This window comes from Stenotrophomonas sp. YJH_SMC_53 (assembly GCF_059369995.1).
Genome location: NZ_JCAFTF010000002.1, coordinates 369,017 through 388,272, shown reverse-complemented (window position 1 = coordinate 388,272; position 19,256 = coordinate 369,017). Strand labels below are relative to the sequence as shown.

Sequence of the window (19,256 nt, the reverse complement as noted above, 5' to 3'; positions counted from 1 at the left end):
AACGCACAAATTTTAGACCTCGTTCACGTGCCTGACAACCTGCCCCCTGCTTTCGTCGGATATCCGCGCCTGCCCGGCCACCAGCTGCTGAGCCTGCAGGGCCCGGATGCGGCCGCCTTCGCCCACGCCCAGTTCAGCAGCGATGTCACCGCCCTGCCCCTGCTGCACTGGCAGTGGAGCGCCTGGCTGACTGCCAAGGGCCGCACCCTGGCAGTGTTCCAGCTGCTCCGGCTGGCCGACGATCACGTGATGCTGGTGCTGGCCGACGGCGATGCCGATGCGATTGCGTCGCAACTGCAGCGCTTCGTGTTCCGTCGCAAGGTGCAGGTACAGGTGCGCAGCGATCTGGCCGTGGCCGGTGCGTTCACTGCGCCCGAGGCTGCCAGCGGCGCCGCGATCGCGCTCGCTGCAGGTGACGGCTGGGAGCTGGACCTGGGCAGCGACGCCCTGCCGCGCACCCTGCGCATCGGGGCGGCGGCTGCCGTTGCATCCGGCAGCGAAACCGATGAGGCCGCCTTCGCCCTCGCCTGGCGCCAGGCCGACCTGCGCTACGGATTGCCGCGCTTGGACGAAAGCCAGCGCGAAGTGTGGACCCCGCAGCAGCTGGGCCTGGACCGCCTGAATGGCTACAGCGTGAAGAAAGGCTGCTACCCGGGCCAGGAAATCGTCGCCCGCACCCACTTCCTCGGCAAGGCCAAGCGCGCGGTGCAGCTGCTGCATACTGCGGCACCGGCACAGGCCGGCGATGGCGTGCTGCAGGACGGCGCGACGCTGGGCACGATCGCCAGCGTAGCCGGTGACCTGGCGCTGGCGGTGCTGCCGCTGGAGGCTGGCGACGCCGAGCTGCAGGTGGGTGATGCCATTGCGCAGCGCGTACCGCTGCTGGATGGCCTGGCCCGCTGAATCTGACGCGCCCTCATCCACGCATGGCGTGGATCTACTGACCGACCCGGTGGGTGCGGACCGTTGGTCCGCACTGCAACGAAGTAGCCGAGCATGGGCTCGGCTCTACAGAATCAGAGCCGCTCGCCGGTTTCCGGGTTGAAGAAATGCAGGCCCTGCGGGTGAATCGCCACGCGGATCTGCTCGCCCACTGCTGGCAGCGACTGTGGTGCCACGCGCATGGTCAGCGCGTGCTGGCCACTGCTCATGTTGACGAAGATCTCGTTGCCGACCGGTTCGATGCCTTCGATGCGCGCGGTGAATGCATGCGCATCATCGGCAGCCGCCGGCTGCAGGTGCTCCGGGCGCACGCCCACCGCGATCGGCTTCTGCAGCCATGCCGGATCGATCGTCGCCTGGCCCAGGGGGGCACGCCATTCGCCGTCGACCACGCTCACGCCGCCGGCATCGCCCTGCAGCGTGCCGCGCAGCACGTTCATCGCCGGGCTGCCGAGGAAACCGGCCACGAACAGGTTGGCCGGGCGGTCGTAGAGCGCCATCGGCGTATCGATCTGCTGGATGATGCCGTCCTTCAGCACCACGATGCGCTGGCCCAGGGTCATCGCTTCAACCTGGTCGTGCGTCACGTAGATCATGGTGGTGCCCAGCTTGCGGTGCAACTGCGCGATCTCGGTGCGCACGCTGTGGCGCAGCTTGGCGTCGAGGTTGGACAGCGGCTCGTCGAGCAGGAACACCGCCGGCTCGCGCACCAGCGCCCGGCCCAGTGCCACGCGCTGACGCTGGCCACCGGACATCGCCTTGGGCAGCTTGTCCATCATCTCGGTCAGGCCCAGCGTCTGCGCGGCTTCGGCGATGCGCTTGTCGATGGTTGCCTTGTCATGCCCGCGCAGCTTCAGGCCGAAGGCCAGGTTCTCGGCCACGGTCATGTGCGGATACAACGCGTAGCTCTGGAACACCATGGCGATGTCGCGATCCTTCGGCGCCACGTCGTTGACCACGCGATCACCAATGGTCAGCGTGCCACCGCTGATCTCTTCCAGGCCCGCCACCATCCGCAACAGGGTCGACTTGCCACAGCCGGACGGACCGACCAGCACCATCAGCTCGCCATCGGCGACCTCGAAGGTGGCGTCCTTCACCGCGACCTGGCCGTTGTCATAGACCTTGCGCACACCCTGCAACTGCACTTTTGCCATATCACCTATCCGGTCCGCCCGAAGCCGGGCTGTCTTTTGGGACTGCCTCGGCCCTCCCGATGGCAGTGATGATTGCGCGCCTGCCGCATGACGGCGAGCACTGCAATCGAATACAGTTGCCCATTCTGCCATGTAAACGTTTTCACGTGGCACTATCCGATGATCGGTGCGCACCGATCTGCGTCGGCGGTTGAACGAAGGTTCCGCCGAGGTAGTGGTTTCGAATGGAACGGTCTTCCGCAACCCCGGAGATCGCCCCTGACGAACCTCGGACAGGCAGTTGCGCGGATGTCCCCCGAACCCAGCCATGAAGCGATTGACAACGATGTCACCCGGATCTGAAACTCGAGCGATGCACGACACCCTCTTCCTGTTCGGTGCCACAGGTGATCTGGCCCAGCGCTACCTGTTCCCTTCGCTGCTTCGCCTGCTTGGCGACGGCCTGCTGCCGGAGGACTTCCGCATCCGCGCACTGGCCCTGTCCGGGCATGACACCGAAGCCTTCCATGACATCCTGCGGCCGCGCCTGCAGCAGGCCATGCCGATGGCCACGCAGGACGACATCGCTGCCCTGCTGCGCCGCATCGACTACCGTTCGGTGGACCTGCGCGACGTCGACTCGGTTGCCGCTGCGGTCTCCGACCTGGTGCACCGCAAGTGCGTCAGCTACCTCGCCATTCCGCCGGGCCTGTACATTTCCACCTGCGAAGGCCTGGCCAAGGGCGGCGCCCTCGCCGCGCCGGCACGCCTGATGCTGGAGAAGCCGATCGGCAGCGACAGCGAGAGCGCCGAGGAAATCATCAGCACCATCGGCCAGTGGATCGACGAGGACCGCGTGTTCCGCCTCGACCACTACCTGGGCAAGGCGGCAGTGCAGAACCTGATCGCGCTGCGCTTCGGCAATACGCTGCTGGAAGCGGTGTGGAACCGCAACTACATCGAATCGGTGCACATCCTGGTGGCCGAGAGCGAAGGCGTGGACGGCCGTGACGCCTACTACGCCCGCTCCGGCGCGCTGCGCGACATGGTGCAGAGCCACATCCTGCAGCTGCTGTGCATGGTGGCGATGGAGCCGCCGGCGTCGCTGGAAGCCGACCGCATCCGCGACGAGAAGGTCAAGGTGCTGCGCGCCCTTCGCCCGCTCGACGCGAAGCACGCCGCGCGTGACAGCATCCGCGGCCGCTACACCGCCGGCACCATCAACGGCCAGCCGGCGCAGGCTTACCAGCCGCCGGAAGGCAGCGACGTGGAAACCTTCGCCGGTGTCACCGCGCATATCGACAACTGGCGCTGGAGCGGCGTGCCGTTCCATCTGGTCACCGGCAAGCGCCTGCCCGAGCGCACCACCCGCGTGGTGGTCACGCTGAAGCCGGTCACCCATTGGCTGTTCGAGCGCCCGCAGCGCGCGCAGGCCGCACCGAACCGCCTGGTGTTCCAGCTGCAGCCGCAGGAAAACATCGAACTGGGCCTGATGAGCAGCCTGGCCGGCCCGGAATGGGGCGCGCTGGAACTGCATCCGCTGGAACTGGAACTGTCAGTGCCAACCGGCCTGCATCGCCGCATCGCTTACGAGCGCCTGTTCCTGGATGCCTTCAATGGCAATCACACGCTGTTCGTGCGCGACGACGAAGTGCGTGCAGCGTGGGCCTGGATCGACAGCGTCGCCGACGCGTGGAAGGACGCCAAGCTGCCGCTGGAGCCCTACCCCGCCGGCCAATGGGGCCCAAGCAATGCCGGCGAGTTCCTGCCGCAGGGCGTGGACGCACCGGACAGCGGAGCGTCGGCATGAGCGCCAGCTCGCAGCCGGTGCTGGTGGCCGACATCGGCGGCACCAACGCCCGATTCGCCCTGGCCGACACCTCGCAGGACGCGCCGCTGCGGAAGGACAGCATCCGCGAATACGCGGTGGCGGAGTTCCCTTCGCTGGGTGATGCCGCGCGCCACCATCTGGAACAGATCGGCGCCAGCGCAAGCCGCGGCGTGTTCGCAGTGGCCGGTCGCGTTGATGGCGATGAAGCGCGCATCACCAACCATCCGTGGGTGATCTCGCGCAACCGCACCGCAGCGATGCTCGGTTTCGACGAACTGCACCTGATCAACGACTTTGCCGCACAGGCGATGGCGATCTCACTGCTGCAACCCGAGGACGTGGTCCAGGTCGGCGGTGCCGCCTGGGTTCCGGGCAAGCCGGGCCAGCCGCGCAACTACGCAGTGATCGGGCCGGGTACCGGCCTCGGCGTGGGCGGCCTGATCATGCGCCACGGCCGCTGCTATCCGCTGGAAACCGAAGGCGGCCATGTCAGTTTCCCGCCGGGAACTCCGGAAGAGATCCGCATCCTCGAGATCCTGTCCGAACAGTTCGGCCGCGTCTCCAACGAGCGCCTGATCTGTGGCCCCGGCCTGGTCAACATCCACCGCGCCGTGTGCGAGATGGCCGGTATCGACCCGGGCCAGCTGCAGCCGGTGGACGTGACCGCCCGTGCCCTTCACGGTGATCCGCAGGCAATGCGCACCGTGGACGTGTTCTGCGCCGTGTTCGGCGCCATCGCCGGTGACCTGGTGCTCACCCAGGGCGCCTGGGATGGCGTGTTCCTGACCGGAGGCCTGACCCCGAAGATGCTCGATTCGCTGCAGCACTCCGGTTTCCGCCAGCGCTTCGAACACAAGGGCCGCTTCTCCTCGATCATGGCGCGCGTGCCCTCGTTGGCGGTGATGCATCCCCACGCCGGACTGCTGGGCGCCGCTGCCTATGCCACCGACGCCGAACGTGACGCACCAGGAGTTGCCGCATGAACCCCAGCTTCCACGACGACCGCATCGAGTTCATCCAGCACGGCGACGCCGACGGCTGGATCGAAGCGGTGGCCGCTGAGATGGCACGCACCCTCAACCACGACATCAATGAAGTGGGCCGCGCCCGCATCCTGTTGTCCGGCGGCACCACGCCGGCCCCGGTCTACCAGGCACTGGCCGAGCTGGACGTGCACTGGGACCGTGTTGAAGTGAGCCTGGCCGACGAGCGCTGGCTGTCGCCGCAGGATCGCGACAGCAACGCCTGGCTGGTGCGCGAGCACCTGCTCAAGCGCACCGAGGGCGCCCACTTCGATCCGCTGGTACGGATCGGCAAGCCACTGCCCGAATGCGTGTACACCGCCAACCTGCAGGCGCAGCACAGCCAGCCGCCGAGCCTGGTAGCGCTGGGCATGGGCAACGACGGGCACACCGCCTCGCTGTTCCCGGGCTCGAAAGACCTCGCACGCGCACTGGAAAGCACCCTGCCCTATGCCGCGCTGGATGCCACCGGCTGCCCAGGCGCGAACCAGTGGCCGCTGCGCATCACGCTGACCCCGCACGGCCTGCGCCAGTGCCGCCAGCGCCTGCTGCTGCTGCGTGGCAAGCAGAAGCTGCAGGTACTGCGCCAGGCGCTGGACAGCAACGACGCCCAGCAGTACCCGATCCTCAATGCGATCAACCTGGAAGGCGCGCGCCTGCGCGTCCACTGGGCTGATTGATGTCGGCGGCGGCGCCGTGCCGCCGCTTGCCTCTCGCCACCATGAACGCCGGTAGCCAATGAGCCTCCATCCTCAACTGCAAGCCATCACTGAGCGCGTCATCCGCCGCAGCGCCGCCTCGCGCGCCGCCTATCTGGCCGCGATCGATGCCTCCCTGCGTGAGGGCCCGTTCCGCAGCCGCCTGAGTTGCGGCAACCTCGCCCACGGGTTCGCCGCCTGCGGCGGCACCGACAAGAGCCGCCTGCGCGGCGGCGTGACGCCGAACCTGGGCATCATCACCGCCTACAACGACATGCTGTCGGCCCACCAGCCGTTCGAGACCTATCCCGAACAGATCCGCGACATCGCCCGCGAGCTGGGCGCCACCGCACAGGTCGCCGGCGGCGTCCCTGCGATGTGCGACGGTGTCACCCAGGGCCGTGGTGGCATGGAGCTGTCGCTGTTCTCGCGCGATGTCATTGCCCAGGCCACGGCCATCGGCCTCAGCCATGACATGTTCGATACCACCGTCTACCTCGGCGTGTGCGACAAGATCGTGCCGGGCCTGCTGATCGGTGCGCTGGCCTTCGGCCATCTGCCGGCGGTGTTCGTACCGGCCGGCCCGATGACCCCGGGCATCCCGAACAAGCAGAAGGCCGAAGTGCGCGAGCGCTACGCCGCCGGTGAGGCCACCCGCGAAGAGCTGCTGGAAGCCGAGTCCGCGTCGTACCACGGTGCGGGCACCTGCACCTTCTACGGCACGGCCAACTCCAACCAGGTGCTGCTGGAAGCCATGGGCGTGCAGTTGCCGGGCGCATCGTTCGTCAATCCGGGCACGCCGCTGCGCGACGCCCTGACCCGCGAGGCAACCGAACGCGCGCTGGACATCACCGCACTGGGCGACGACTTCCGCCCGCTGGGCCGGATCATCGACGAGCGCGCGATCATCAACGCGGTCATCGCGCTGATGGCCACTGGCGGTTCGACCAACCACACCATCCACTGGATCGCGGTGGCGCGTGCGGCCGGCATCGTGCTGACCTGGGACGACTTCGACGAACTGTCGCAGCTGATTCCGCTGCTGGCCCGTGTCTACCCGAACGGCGAGGCCGACGTGAACCGTTTCGCGGCCGCTGGCGGCCCGGCCTTCGTGTTCGGCGAGCTGATCAAGGCGGGCCTGATGCACGGCGATCTGGTCAGCGTCGCGCGTGGCGGCATGTCCGACTATGCGCGCGAGCCGCAACTGCGTGACGGCCGGCTGGTCTACCTGCCGGGCCTGGAACACAGCGCCGATGACGAAGTGGTTCGTGGCGTCGACAATCCGTTCGAGCACCAGGGCGGCCTGCGCCTGCTGCGTGGCAACCTCGGCAAGTCGCTGATCAAGCTGTCGGCGGTGAAACCGCAGTACCGGACGATCGAAGCACCTGCGGTGGTGGTCGATGCACCGCAGGTATTGACCAAGCTGCACGCCGGTGGCCTGCTGCCGCAGGACTTCGTGGCGGTGGTGCGCTACCAGGGCCCGCGTGCCAACGGCATGCCCGAACTGCATTCGCTGGCACCGCTGCTGGGCCTGCTGCAGAACCAGGGCCGGCGCGTGGCGCTGGTCACCGACGGCCGCCTGTCCGGTGCGTCGGGCAAGATCCCGGCGGCCATCCATGTGACGCCGGAAGCGGCGCGTGGTGGCCCGCTGGCCAAGGTCCGCGAGGGCGACATGATCCGCCTCGACGGCGAGGCCGGCACGCTGGAAGTGCTGGTGGACGCGGCGGAATGGGCAGCACGTCCGCTGGCGCCGAACACCGCGCCGGCCGCGCATGACCTGGGCCGCAACCTGTTCGCGATCAACCGTCGCGTGGTGGGCCCGGCCGACCAGGGCGCGATTTCGATTTCGTGCGGGCCGGCGGCGGCCGATGGCGGGCCGTGGGAGTACGACGCGGAGTATGAGCTGGGGCACGATGCCGCAGCGGCGGCGGCGCCGCATGAGGCGAAGGACGCCTGAAGGTTGAAGAGCGTTGTGGGTTTGCCGCGGCGGTCAGTTTGCGGGTGGCGGCGGAGGGCAGGCCGTCGCCAGGACACGCCGTAAATACGTCCCTGTAGGCTCGGTCGCGCCATCCATGGCGCGGACGGTCCTGGCGACGGCCTGCCCTCCGCCGCATCCCACTCTCCGGCGCATCAATGCCGCGAAGTGATCATTGAAAATCAAATTCGAAAGCAAAGGCAGAAGCAGAGCTATGGGTATCGAACAACATCAGGTGAAGGCGGCGGAGCTGTTGCACGCGGCGGGCATCCTGCCGGTGGTGACGATTCATACGCTGGACCAGGCGCGAGCGGTCAGTGCGGCGCTGCTGGAAGGTGGTCTGCCGGCGATCGAGCTGACGCTGCGCACGCCGGTGGCGATGGAAGCGCTGGCAATGCTCAAGCGCGAGCTGCCGGACGTGGTGGTGGGTGCCGGTACGGTGCTGACCGTGGAGCAGATGCAGCAGTCGATCGATGCGGGTGCTGACTTCCTGGTGACCCCGGGGACGCCGCCGGCGCTGGCTGATGCACTTGCCGCTGCGCCGCTGCCGGTGGTGCCGGGTGCGGCGACGCCGACCGAGCTGCTGTCGCTCTACGCCCGCGGTTTCCGCGTGTGCAAGCTGTTCCCGGCCACAGCCGTGGGCGGGCTGGCGATGATCAAGGGACTGGCCGGCCCGGTTGCCGACCTCAAGCTGTGCCCGACCGGCGGCATCACCGAGAACACCGCCGCCGAGTACCTCGAGCAGAAGAACGTGGTCTGCATCGGTGGTTCGTGGATGGTGCCGGGCAACTGGATTGTCGACGGCGAATGGGACAAGGTGCGCGCCAGCGCCGCCGACGCCGCGAAGATCATCAAGCGCGTGCGCGGCCACTGACATGTAGATCGGGGTCAGATCCCTTTCCCGCCGGGAAAGGGATCCGACGCCAGGCTGCGAGCGCGCACAGCGCGCGACCCGCTCCTGCTCTTCAATCTTCATTCCGCGGTGGCGGCGCACGGAAACTGTCGGTGGCCCTGCGGAGGGATTGCGCAGGGGCGTACGCGCCATGGACGGCGCGCCCGAGTCCCAAGGATGGATTCACGGCGTCCCCTGCGCGGTCCCTCCGCAGGGCCAACCCCAGAAATCCAACCGCACCACCACCGCGAGGGGCTCAGCCGTTGGCCGAAACCCTTACAACGGCCGCGCCGGATCCACCAGCCCATACTGGCTGGCCATGCGCGCCAGCGCGATGTTGTCGTGGATCCCCATCTTCTCGAACAACCGCGCCTTGTGCGTGTTCACCGTCTTCGCACTCAGGCTCAGGCGCCGCGCGATGTCTTCCTGGCGCAGGCCCTGGGTCAGCAGCAAGGCTACTTCCAGTTCGCGCGGCGACAGGCTGTCGAACGGCGATCCATTGCCCTCCACCGTCGACAGTGCCAGGTTCTGCGCGATGCTGGTGCCCAGGTAGCGACGGCCCATGGCCACATCGCGCACCGCGCGCAGCAGCTCCTGTGCATCGCAGCCCTTGCCGATGTAGCCCGCGGCCCCCGCCTCCAGCAAGCGCTTCGGCAGCGGCCCGTCTTCCAGCACCGATACGATCACCACGCGGGTGTTGCGGTGGCTGCGGACGATGCGCTCGGTCACTTCCATGCCACTCACACCGGGCAGGTGCAGGTCGCACAGCACCACGTCCGGCAACAGTTGGCGGACGTCGCGCAGTGCGTCTTCCCCCGTCTCGGCTTCGCCCACCACCTCGATGTCGGTCTCCCCCGACAGGATCATCTTCATCCCGGTGCGGACCAGCGCATGGTCATCCACCAGGTAGACTCGAATCGTCATTCACGTACCTCTTCGAATGCGGCCATTGCAGGTCAAGCTAGGCAGGGCGCCGATACCCCTGCAAGCGCGTTCGGGACGCGATCCAGGCGTTCTGCCTTGCGCATCACAGTAACGCGCGTTGTGCTTGCCCCCTGTCTTGCAGAACCTGCTGCAACGAAACAACTGATCTATTACGTAGACGCCTCGGAAGGGTCATCCACGTCACCCCCCTGTGATGATGCTTCGCTGGCCGTCGCTGGCGGCGAATCCCGACGTCGCCAAGGATGCCGGCGACTGAACATGACCAGATAGCACCCTACCACCCAAACCAGCGCGGCACACCATCCGGCCAGGATGTCCGAGGGATAATGCACGCCCAGATAGACCCGTGAGACGCTCACCAGCAGGCTGAACGGGGGCGCCAGCAGCAGTACCGGCCAGCGCCAACGGGTATTCCAGGCCAGCAGCACCAGGGTCGCGGCAAGGGTCATCGAGCCCATGGCGTGCCCGCTGGGGAAGCTGAACGTCGATTCCGGCGCAATCGACTCCCACAGGCTGGGGCGCTGGCGCTGGAAGAAGTGCTTGCTGCCCGTGTTCAGCAACGCCGATCCCACGAAACTGACCGCGACGAAGGTCGCCTCGCGCCAGCGCCGGTAGCCCAGCAGCGCACCGATGATCAGCACGTCAGCAGGGATCAGGAACCACTCGTAGCCCAGTTTCGAGATGAGCACGAAGAAGCGGTCCAGCCATGGCGAATGCAGGCCATGCATCTGCCACAGCAGCGGCGCATCGAAATGGAACGATTCAAATTCGTGCACTTCGTCAGCCAGGGCGACGAAGCCCGCCAACGGCAGCAGTACGCCACCGAACAGCAGGACCAGGCGCCAGGCGTTGCGCGCCATCCAGTGGCGGAAACCGGAGGCCGACTCCGGAGCGGCGAGGATCGCAGGCTTATCCGGCGCTTCGGACATATTTGTGTTCGACGTAATCGTCGATCAGGGCGACGAACTCCTGGGCGATGTTGTCGCCACGCAGGGTCACCTTCTTCTCGCCATCGACGAATACCGGTGCTGCCGGCGTCTCGCCCGTGCCCGGCAAGGAGATGCCGATGTTGGCATGGCGCGACTCACCCGGCCCGTTGACGATGCAGCCCATCACCGCCAGGGTCATGTTCTCCGCACCCGGGTGGTGGATCTTCCACAGCGGCATCTTCTCGCGCACGTGGTTCTGCACCACTTTGGCCAGTTCCTGGAAGAACTCGGAGGTGGTGCGGCCGCAGCCCGGGCAGGCCGTGACCAGCGGCGTGAAGGCGCGCTGGCCGGTGGTCTGCAGCAGTTCCTGGGCGACGATCACTTCCTGCGTGCGCGACTGGCCCGGTTCCGGGGTCAGCGAGATGCGGATGGTGTCACCGATGCCTTCCTGCAGCAGCACGCTCAGCGCTGCCGACGAGGCGACGATGCCCTTGCTGCCGATACCGGCTTCGGTCAGGCCCAGGTGCAGGGCGAAGTCCGAGCGCTGCGCCAGGTCGCGGTACACCGCGATCAGTTCCTGCACGCCACTGACCTTGGCCGACAGCACGATCCGATCGCGCGGCAGGCCCAGTTCCACGGCCTGCTCGGCCGAATCCAGCGCCGAACGGATCAGCGCCTCACGCAGCACGCGGCCGGCGTCCCAGGGCTGCTCGCGCAGGTTGTTCTCGTCCATCAGCCTGGCCGCCAGGGCCTGGTCCAGCGAGCCCCAGTTGGCACCGATGCGCACCGGCTTGTTGTAGCGGATCGCGAACTCGATCAACTGGGCGAACTGCAGGTCCTTCTTCTTGCCGAAGCCGACATTGCCCGGGTTGATGCGGTACTTGGCCAACGCTTCCGCACATGCCGGTTCGGCGGTGAGCAGCTGGTGGCCGTTGTAGTGGAAGTCACCGATCAGCGGTACATCGATACCCATCATCGCCAGCTTGTCGACGATGCGCGGAATGGCCGCAGCGGCTTCCACGGTGTTGACGGTCAACCGCACCATCTCCGAGCCGGCACGCCACAACTCGGCCACCTGCTTCACGCTGGAGGCCACGTCGGACGTATCGGTGTTGGTCATCGACTGCACCACCACCGGCTTGCCGCCGCCTACGGTGACCCCGCCGATCTGGACGGCATGGGTCTGGCGACGGGGCCAGGCGGTGGCATCGGAGGGGGGAGTCGGGCGGGTGACGGCGTCGTGCATGGGCGCATTCTACCGCCCACTCCCGCATTCGGGGTGACTCGCATTCAGCCTGCGGCACGGCTGCGGCCGATTGTCGCAGGCATGTACACGCATGAACGCATACGATGAGCGTGAATGACCGGTCCCGACGCCCCGTTTCTCCGTACCCTGTGCAGCCTGCGCTGGCTTGCCGTAGGCGGCCAGGCCGCCACCATCCTGGTCGCGACCTGGGTGCTGGGCCTGCCGTTGCCGCAGCTGCCGTTGTGGGCCGGCGTGGCGGTGCTGGCCCTGTTCAACGTCTACACCCAGCTGCGCCCGGAAGCGGCCGACACTGCGCCGCTGACCGCATTCGGCCATATCCTGGTGGACGTGATCATCCTGACCTGGATGGTGGGCTGGAGCGGCGGCATGGCCAACCCGTTCAGTTCACTGTTCCTGATCCTGATCGCGCTGGCCGCGTTCGCCCTGCCCCTGCGCTGGGCACTGGCGGTCGCGCTGGCCTGCCTGCTCGGCTACGCCGCCAGCGGCATCTTCGGGCAGGCGCTGCCGGACGGCTACTTCCGCGCTCAGGACCTCAATCGCTGGGGCGTGGTCGCCAACTTCCTGATTTCCGCCACAGTGGTGCTGGCCTTCTCCACCCGCCTGGCACTGGCCCTGCGGGAGCGCGAACTGGAACTGTCGGCGCTGCGTGAGCGCTTCGCCCGCAACGAGGGCATCGTCGCCCTGGCCACCCATGCCGCCTCGGTGGCACATGAGCTGAACACACCGCTGGCGACCATGACCCTGCTCGCCGATGACGTCGCCGAGCGCAGCGAAGAGCCGGAAGTGCGCGAGGACATGGAAACCCTGCGCGAGCTGCTGGTGCAGTGCCGTGAGCGCGTGCTGGCACTGGCCGCCCCGGCTTCGGCCGATGCACCGGGTCGCAGCCACTCCAGCGCCCAGCAGGTGCTGGAGCAATGGCGCCTGGTGCGACCGACCATCGACCTGCATCGCAACGACGATGCGCCGCTGCGGCTGCCACTCGACCCGGGCGTAGGCCACCTGCTGATGGTCCTGCTCAACAATGCCGCCGATGCCGGCGAGAAGGCCGGCCGGCCGCGCGTGGACCTGGACCTGCGCATCGAGGGCGACGACCTGATCGGCGAAGTACGCGACTACGGCCATGGTTTCGACGCCCGTGCCGCCGTGCTGCCGGGCAAGCTGTTCGGCAGCAGCAAGAGCGAGGGCATGGGCGTCGGCCTGGCCCTGTCCCATGCCACCATCGAACGCCTCGACGGCGAGATGTGGATGCGCCCGGCCCAGGGGGCCGGCAGCCGCGTCGGCTTCCGCCTGCCGCTGGCCCCACGCGAGGAAACCCCATGAGCGCCTCAACCCTTGGTCTGCTGGTCGACGACGACGAGCTGTACCTGCGCACCCTGCAGCGCAGCCTGGCCCGCAAGGGCCTGGAAACACAGACCGCACAGGATGCCGCCAGTGCCCTGGCACTGGCCCGCCAGCATCCGCCGGCGTTCGCGCTGATCGACCTGAAGCTGGGCAGCGATTCCGGCCTGGCGCTGATCCAGCCGCTGCGCGCACTGCGCGCGGACATGCGCATCCTGCTGGTGACCGGCTATGCCAGCATCGCCACCGCAGTGGAGGCGATCAAGCTGGGCGCGGATGATTACCTGCCGAAGCCGGCCACGGTGCCGATGATCCTGCGCGCCCTCGGTGAGGAGGACGACGGCCCGGCCGACGATGGCGAAATGGAAGTGCCCGATGCGATGACGCCGATCAGCCGCCTGCAATGGGAACACATCCAGCAGGCGATGCACGAGACCGGCGGCAACGTGTCAGCGGCCGCACGCCTGCTCGGCATGCACCGGCGCTCACTGCAGCGCAAGCTGGCCAAGCGGCCCAGCCCGGAGCGCGATCCGAGCCGGTGAGACGCCACGCCATGCGCCGGTAGTGCCGGCCGCTGGCCGGCAACCTCATGAACGCTGGGCACGTCACCGGAATGCCGGCCAGCGGCCGGCACTACCAGGGCATCAGCCCTTCAGCTGCGCCAGGATCTCGCGGGTCATCGGGTCGGCAACCGCCACATCCTCGCCCTGCAGCGCCGGCAGCAGGCCACTGGCCAGCTGCTTGCCCAGTTCGACACCGAACTGGTCGAAGGCGTTGATGTTCCAGATCACCGACTGCACGTACACAGCGTGCTCGTACATGGCAATCAGTGCACCCAGCGCCTGCGGGGTCAGCGCGTCGAGCAGGATCAGCGTGCTCGGCCGGCCCCCCGGGTAGTCGCGGTGCGGATCTTCGCTGCCCTGGCCATTGGCCAGTGCTTCGGTCTGCGCCAGCAGGTTGGCCAGCAAGGCCTGGTGATTGATCGTATAGGGATCATCGTTGTGCACACAGCCGATGAAGTCGGCCGGAACGACGCTGGTGCCCTGGTGCAACGCCTGGAAGAAGCTGTGCTGCACATCGGTGCCCGCCCCACCCCACCACACCGGCACGGTGTCGACGGTGACCGGCTGGCCGTCGCGCTGCACGCGCTTGCCCAGGCTTTCCATCACCAGCTGCTGAAGGTAAGCCGGCAGCAGCGCCAGGCGCTGGTCGTAGGTCATCACCGCGTGCGTGGCATGGCCCAGCAGGTTGCGGTTCCAGATGTCGGTGAGGCCATGCAGCACCGGCAGGTTGCGCTCCAGCGGTGCATCCAGCGCATGCGCATCCATCTGCGCCGCGCCTTCCAGCAACTGTTCAAAACGTTCGAAGCCGATTGCCAGCGCAATCGGGAAACCGACCGCCGACCACAGCGAATAACGGCCACCGACCCAGTCCCACATCGGCAGCACGCGATCGGCGGCGATCGCGAAGGCCTTGGCGGCGCGCTCCGGATTGGCGCTGACCGCATACAGGCGCTCGCTGCCACCCAGCCAGTCGTGCAGGATCTGGCCGTTGAGCAGGGTTTCCTGCGTGCCGAAGGTCTTGGAGATGAGGATGCCGGCGGTCTTCGCCGGATCCAGCGTGGCCAGCGTGCGCTGCATGGCGGCGCCGTCCACGTTCGACACGAAATGCACGCGCAGACGCGCACCGCTGACCGGGCGCAGCGCATCGGCGACCAGGCGCGGGCCAAGGTCGGAACCCCCGATGCCGACACTGACCACATCGGTCACGCCGCTGTCTTCCAGCGCGCGCACCAGCACGCCCATGCGCTGGCGGATGCCACGCGCGGTGGCATAGGCCTCGGCCGCCACCGGCGCATCGACCACGTCGCCACGCAGCGCGGTATGCAGCGCGGCGCGGCCTTCGGTCAGATTGACCTGCTCGCCGCGGAACAGGCGGGTGATGGCGCCACCGACATCACGGTCAGCAGCCAGCGCCAGCAACGCCTGCAGCGCCGCGGCATCGTATTTCTGACGGGCGAAGTTGACGTACAACGGACCGACCCGCAGCGCCAGGTCCTGCACGCGGCCGGGTTCGGCGGCGAGCAGACCGGGAATGCTTGCGCCCTTCAGGCGCTGGGCGTGGGAGTGCAGCGAGTCGAATCCGTTGTTCGTTGTCATGCGGCCTGGGTCGGGATCGTGTCGTTGGTGTGGGTGATCTGGTTGTTGCCATCAACGTACACCAGCTTCGGCTTGAAGCTGTCAGCTTCCTGCTCGGTCATGCTGGCGAACGCGGCGATGATGATGATGTCACCGACCTGCACGTGGCGCGCGGCGCCACCGTTGAGCGAGACAACGCCGCTGCCGGCTTCGGCGCGGATGGCATAGGTCGAGAAGCGCGCACCGTTGGTCACGTCCCAGATGTGCACCTGTTCGAACTCGCGGATGCCAGTGGCAGCCAGCAGGTTGTCATCGATGGCGATCGAGCCTTCGTAGTTCAGCTCGGAATGGGTGACGGTGGCGCGGTGGATCTTGGTCTTGAGCAGGGACAGGTGCATGGGGGCGCTGCAACAGCAAAGGAAAGAGCGGATTCTAGCACCCGCACAGCGCCGGGCATTACGGCCGGCAACCTGTTCAGGTAGGCGGTGAAACCAGGGGCGGATCCCTTTTCCCCTGGGAAAGGGATCTGACCCCATGCATCGCGCGGCGCCGCCGGAACTCAGAACTCCAGGTTGTCGATCAGCCGGGTGGTACCCAGCCGTGCGGCGATCAGCGCCACCCGGCCGCCGCCGTCGAAGGTCGGCTCGGCCAGCTCCGGAGTGCGCAGCACCGCGTAGTCAACCTGGAAACCGGCCGCCTGCAATGCGGCAGTGGCCTCGGCCTCGATGCGATCACGTGCCTGCCCGGCCACGTAGCCTTCGCGCATGCCCAGCAGGGTCCGGTGGATGGTGGTCGCGACCGGACGCTGTTCGGCGCTCAGGTACTGGTTGCGCGAGCTCTTGGCCAGGCCATCCTCGTCGCGCACGATCTCCGCACCAACAATCTGGATCGGGAACGACAGCTCGGCCACCATCTGCCTGATCACGGCAAGCTGCTGGTAGTCCTTGCGACCGAACACGGCCACCTCCGGCTGCACCTGCAGGAACAGGCGCGCCACCACCGTGCAGACGCCATCGAAGTGCCCCGGGCGGCTGGCACCTTCCAGCACTTCACTCACGCCCGGCGCGTGCACGCGCGTGGTCTTGTCCACGCCCAGCGGGTACATCGCCTCGACGCTGGGCAGCCACACCGCATCGCAGCCAGCCTGCTCCAGCCCGGCAACGTCGGCCTCGGGCGTGCGCGGGTAGCGGCTGAAGTCCTCGTTCGGCCCGAACTGGGTCGGGTTGACGAAGATGCTCGCCACCACCTTGTCGGCATACTGGCGGGCCAGGGCCACCAGCGAATGGTGGCCCCCATGCAGGTTGCCCATGGTCGGCACCAGCGCCACGCGCAGGCCCTCGCGCTTCCACTGGGCGATCTGCCCGCGCAGCGCGCCGAGCTCGTTGAAGGTCTGGATCATTGGGCGTAGGCGTGCTGTTCGTCGGGGAAGCTGCCGTCGCGCACGGCGTCGGCAAACGCGCGGGTGGCACCGGCCACCGAGCCGCCTTCGGCAAGGAAATCCTTGACGAACTTGGGACGGCGATGGCCACTGTCCAGGCCGAGGAAATCGTGCAGCACCAGCACCTGGCCATCGCACTGCGGGCCAGCACCGATACCGATGGTCGGCACATCCACCGCAGCGGTCACTTCGGCGGCGACGGGGGTCGGCACGCATTCAAGCACCATGATGCTGGCGCCTGCGGCGGCCACGGCCCTGGCATCCTCCACCAGCTGGCGCGCAGCATCGCCGCGGCCCTGGATCTTGAAGCCGCCCAGGCGCAGCACCGATTGCGGGGTCAGGCCCAGGTGCGCGCAGACCGGAATCTCGCGCTCGACCAGGTAGCGGATGATGTCGACCTTGAAGCCGGCACCTTCGATCTTGACCATCTCGGCACCGGCCTGCAGCAGCTGCAGCGAGGCATCCAGCGCGCGTTCCGGGGTGGCATCGGCACCGAACGGCAGGTCGGCCACCAGCAGCGCACGCTGCAGCACGCGGGCCACGGCGCGGGTGTGGTAGACCATGTCGGCCACGGTCACCGGCAGGGTCGAATCATGACCCTGCACGACCATGCCCAGCGAATCGCCGATCAGGATCAGATCGACGCCGTTGGCATCGAAGGTGCGGGCGAAGCCGGCGTCGTAGGCGGTCAACATGACCAGCTTCTGGCCATTGCGCTTGGCCTCGGCCAGGGCGGGAACGGTCCAGGGCTTGCTGTCTGCGTGGGTGCTCATGTGCTGATAACCGGGGGAGATAACCCGGTCATTATCACCCTATCGGCGCAATCCCGCAGGCATCCACCCGCACCACTGCATCCCGCACGCTGCCATGACCGGGAATGGCCAGATCAGGCGCGATTTCGGCCAGTGGCACCAACACGAAGGCACGCTCGTGCAGGTAGGGATGAGGTACCTGCAGGCCGGGCAGGTCGATCACCTGCGTGCCGTAAAGAAGAAGGTCGAGGTCCAGCGCGCGCGGCCCCCAGTGCACCGCCGGATCGCGCACGCGGCCAAATCCCCGCTCCAGCGCCAGCATGGCCTGCAGCAACTCATCGGCCGCCAAGGTGGTTTCGACCGCAGCCACGGCATTGACGAACGGCGGCTGGTCTTCATTGCCCCAGGCCGGGGTTGCATAGAGCCGCGAGGCCTGTCGCAGGCGCGTTCCCGGCAGGCCGTCCAGCGCGGCAATCGCCGCGCCCACGGTCGCGGCCGCGTCGCCAAGGTTGGCGCCGAGGCCGATCCAGGCGAGGGTCATCGCTTACTCGCCCGCCGCAGCAGCACCGGGACGTCGACGGCGACGGCGGCGCTTGCGCGGTGCCCCGCTCTCGTCATCGCCGTCTTCACTGTGCATCGCATCCAGCGACGACTCCAGCTCGCGACCGGACTGCGCCTGTGCTTCGCGCCAGAACTCGACATCCACTGCATGCTCGGACGAAGCGACCTGGCGCAGGCTGAGGAAATCGAACGCGGCGCGGAAGCGCGGGTGGGTCAGGGTACGGAATACGCGCTTGCGCTGGCGCGAGCTGAAGCGCGACTGCAGCAGCCAGATCTCCTGCATCGGCAGCGAGAAGCGGCGCGGCAGCGCGATGGTGCTGAGCTGCTGCACGGTGACCCGGTCGGCGGCGCGGCGCTGCGCCTCTTCCGGTGCCACTCCCTGCTTGAGCAGGGTCGCCTGTGCGCGGCAGAACGCCGGCCACAGCAGCAATGCGAACAGGAACGCCGGCGAGACCGGCTCGTCGTTGGCCACGCGAGCATCGGTGTTGGCCAGGCCCTCGACCAGCATGCGGCGCAGCGCGCCGGTGCGGTTGGATTTCAGCGCCCTGGCGCTCTCCGGGAACAGCACGTCGAGCAGGCCGTAACGCTCAAGGCCTTCGAAGCTGGCCACGCCGTGCCCGGACAGGAACAGCTTGAGCACTTCCTCGAACAGGCGCGCCGGCGCGGCTTCGTTGAGCAGGCCGGCCAGGTGCGGGATGGGCGCGGCGGTACCCTCTTCGATCTGGAAGCCGAGCTTGGCCGCCAGGCGCACCGCACGCAGCATGCGCACCGGGTCTTCCCGATAACGCTGCTCGGGATCGCCGATCAGTTTCATCAGGCGCGCCTGGACGTCTTCGAAGCCGCCGGTGTAGTCGCGCACCGAGAAGTCCTCGATGGCGTAGTACAGGGCGTTGCAGGTGAAGTCTCGGCGGACCGCGTCGTCTTCGATGGTGCCGTACACGTTGTCGCGCACGAGCATGCCGTTTTCCATCTCGCGGTCGCCGCTGCCGTCATCGCTGTTGGCACGGAAGGTGGCGACTTCGATGATTTCGCGGCCGAACACAACGTGGGCGAGGCGGAACCGACGACCGATCAGGCGGCAGTTGCGGAACAGCTGCTTGACCTGTTCGGGCGTGGCATCGGTGGCCACGTCGAAATCCTTGGGTTGGCCATTGACCAGCAGGTCGCGCACCGCGCCGCCGACAAGGTAGGCGCCGAAGCCGGCATCGCGCAGGCGATAAAGCACGCGCAGGGCGTTCGGGCTGATGTCCTTGCGGGAGATCGTGTGCTGGTCGCGCGGGATGACGCGCAGGCTGAACGGTGATGTAGCAGGGGAAATGATGTTGGCGCTTCCGGTTGAAGTTTCGGGATTGCCCAATGGCATCGAGGTGCATATACTAGCGCTCCTGCCTC

18 protein-coding genes are annotated in these 19,256 nt (G+C 67.5%); 8 read left to right on the top strand and 10 right to left on the bottom strand.

What is annotated here, in order from left to right:
- The first annotated feature begins 27 nt into the window (after positions 1-27).
- Positions 28-903, top strand: coding sequence for a CAF17-like 4Fe-4S cluster assembly/insertion protein YgfZ (gene ygfZ / locus AC5P7X_RS04435; protein WP_346607941.1), 876 nt, complete (start codon positions 28-30; stop codon positions 901-903).
- A gap of 113 nt (positions 904-1,016) precedes the next feature.
- On the opposite strand, the gene AC5P7X_RS04430 is transcribed toward ygfZ, so the two are convergent.
- Positions 1,017-2,099 (bottom strand): ABC transporter ATP-binding protein, encoded by a 1,083-nt coding sequence (locus AC5P7X_RS04430; RefSeq protein ID WP_053500554.1) that lies wholly within the window; start codon positions 2,097-2,099, stop codon positions 1,017-1,019.
- A gap of 352 nt (positions 2,100-2,451) precedes the next feature.
- Here AC5P7X_RS04430 and zwf point away from each other — a divergent pair, with 352 nt between their 5' ends.
- The 5 genes from zwf (at position 2,452) to eda (ending at position 8,478) form a co-directional block, all read left to right on the top strand.
- Positions 2,452-3,888 carry a glucose-6-phosphate dehydrogenase gene (zwf, locus tag AC5P7X_RS04425; protein ID WP_005416129.1) on the top strand — a complete coding sequence of 479 codons (1,437 nt, stop codon included), beginning with the start codon at positions 2,452-2,454 and terminating at the stop codon, positions 3,886-3,888.
- Positions 3,885-4,892 (top strand): glucokinase, encoded by a 1,008-nt coding sequence (gene glk, locus AC5P7X_RS04420; RefSeq protein WP_005416128.1) that lies wholly within the window; start codon positions 3,885-3,887, stop codon positions 4,890-4,892. Before zwf ends, glk begins: the two co-directional genes overlap by 4 nt.
- Positions 4,889-5,611 (top strand): 6-phosphogluconolactonase, encoded by a 723-nt coding sequence (gene pgl / locus AC5P7X_RS04415; RefSeq protein ID WP_049413491.1) that lies wholly within the window; start codon positions 4,889-4,891, stop codon positions 5,609-5,611. Before glk ends, pgl begins: the two co-directional genes overlap by 4 nt.
- A 58-nt stretch (positions 5,612-5,669) precedes the next feature.
- Positions 5,670-7,586 (top strand): phosphogluconate dehydratase, encoded by a 1,917-nt coding sequence (gene edd / locus AC5P7X_RS04410; RefSeq protein ID WP_495214445.1) that lies wholly within the window; start codon positions 5,670-5,672, stop codon positions 7,584-7,586.
- 232 nt (positions 7,587-7,818) lie between these two features.
- Entirely contained in the window at positions 7,819-8,478 is a 660-nt protein-coding gene (gene eda / locus AC5P7X_RS04405; protein ID WP_329843083.1) for a bifunctional 4-hydroxy-2-oxoglutarate aldolase/2-dehydro-3-deoxy-phosphogluconate aldolase, read from the top strand.
- A 294-nt stretch (positions 8,479-8,772) separates the two neighbouring features.
- Here the strand turns inward: eda and AC5P7X_RS04400 are convergent, their stop codons facing one another.
- The 3 genes from AC5P7X_RS04400 to ispG form a co-directional block, all read right to left on the bottom strand.
- Positions 8,773-9,420: a response regulator gene (locus tag AC5P7X_RS04400; RefSeq protein WP_005416124.1), complete on the bottom strand. Its 648-nt coding sequence runs from the start codon at positions 9,418-9,420 to the stop codon at positions 8,773-8,775.
- Positions 9,421-9,590: 170 nt separating this feature from the next.
- Complete coding sequence (locus tag AC5P7X_RS04395) at positions 9,591-10,370, bottom strand: phosphatase PAP2 family protein (protein ID WP_495214444.1); 780 nt, start codon at positions 10,368-10,370, stop codon at positions 9,591-9,593.
- On the bottom strand, positions 10,351-11,616 hold the full coding sequence (gene ispG / locus AC5P7X_RS04390) for a flavodoxin-dependent (E)-4-hydroxy-3-methylbut-2-enyl-diphosphate synthase (RefSeq protein WP_049423521.1): 1,266 nt from the start codon (positions 11,614-11,616) through the stop codon (positions 10,351-10,353). The genes AC5P7X_RS04395 and ispG overlap by 20 nt, the downstream gene beginning before the upstream one ends.
- Positions 11,617-11,730: 114 nt before the next feature.
- Between ispG and AC5P7X_RS04385 the strand changes: the two genes are divergently transcribed.
- Both AC5P7X_RS04385 and AC5P7X_RS04380 read left to right on the top strand, forming a co-directional pair.
- Positions 11,731-12,957, top strand: coding sequence for an ATP-binding protein (locus AC5P7X_RS04385; protein ID WP_049414674.1), 1,227 nt, complete (start codon positions 11,731-11,733; stop codon positions 12,955-12,957).
- Positions 12,954-13,517, top strand: a complete 564-nt coding sequence (locus AC5P7X_RS04380; RefSeq protein ID WP_005409063.1) for a response regulator transcription factor — start codon at positions 12,954-12,956, stop codon at positions 13,515-13,517. The genes AC5P7X_RS04385 and AC5P7X_RS04380 overlap by 4 nt, the downstream gene beginning before the upstream one ends.
- Before the next feature lie 102 nt (positions 13,518-13,619).
- Here the strand turns inward: AC5P7X_RS04380 and pgi are convergent, their stop codons facing one another.
- The 6 genes from pgi to pcnB form a co-directional block, all read right to left on the bottom strand.
- Positions 13,620-15,134, bottom strand: a complete 1,515-nt coding sequence (gene pgi / locus AC5P7X_RS04375; protein ID WP_329843081.1) for a glucose-6-phosphate isomerase — start codon at positions 15,132-15,134, stop codon at positions 13,620-13,622.
- Entirely contained in the window at positions 15,131-15,511 is a 381-nt protein-coding gene (panD, locus tag AC5P7X_RS04370) for an aspartate 1-decarboxylase (RefSeq protein ID WP_006432456.1), read from the bottom strand. Before panD ends, pgi begins: the two co-directional genes overlap by 4 nt.
- Positions 15,512-15,672: 161 nt before the next feature.
- Positions 15,673-16,512 (bottom strand): pantoate--beta-alanine ligase, encoded by an 840-nt coding sequence (gene panC / locus AC5P7X_RS04365; protein WP_171958211.1) that lies wholly within the window; start codon positions 16,510-16,512, stop codon positions 15,673-15,675.
- Positions 16,509-17,324: a 3-methyl-2-oxobutanoate hydroxymethyltransferase gene (gene panB, locus AC5P7X_RS04360; protein ID WP_014646749.1), complete on the bottom strand. Its 816-nt coding sequence runs from the start codon at positions 17,322-17,324 to the stop codon at positions 16,509-16,511. The genes panC and panB overlap by 4 nt, the downstream gene beginning before the upstream one ends.
- A 34-nt stretch (positions 17,325-17,358) precedes the next feature.
- Positions 17,359-17,844 carry a 2-amino-4-hydroxy-6-hydroxymethyldihydropteridine diphosphokinase gene (gene folK, locus AC5P7X_RS04355; RefSeq protein WP_005416118.1) on the bottom strand — a complete coding sequence of 162 codons (486 nt, stop codon included), beginning with the start codon at positions 17,842-17,844 and terminating at the stop codon, positions 17,359-17,361.
- Positions 17,845-17,847: 3 nt separating this feature from the next.
- Positions 17,848-19,221 (bottom strand): polynucleotide adenylyltransferase PcnB, encoded by a 1,374-nt coding sequence (pcnB, locus tag AC5P7X_RS04350; RefSeq protein ID WP_095377484.1) that lies wholly within the window; start codon positions 19,219-19,221, stop codon positions 17,848-17,850.
- Positions 19,222-19,256 lie beyond the last annotated feature (35 nt).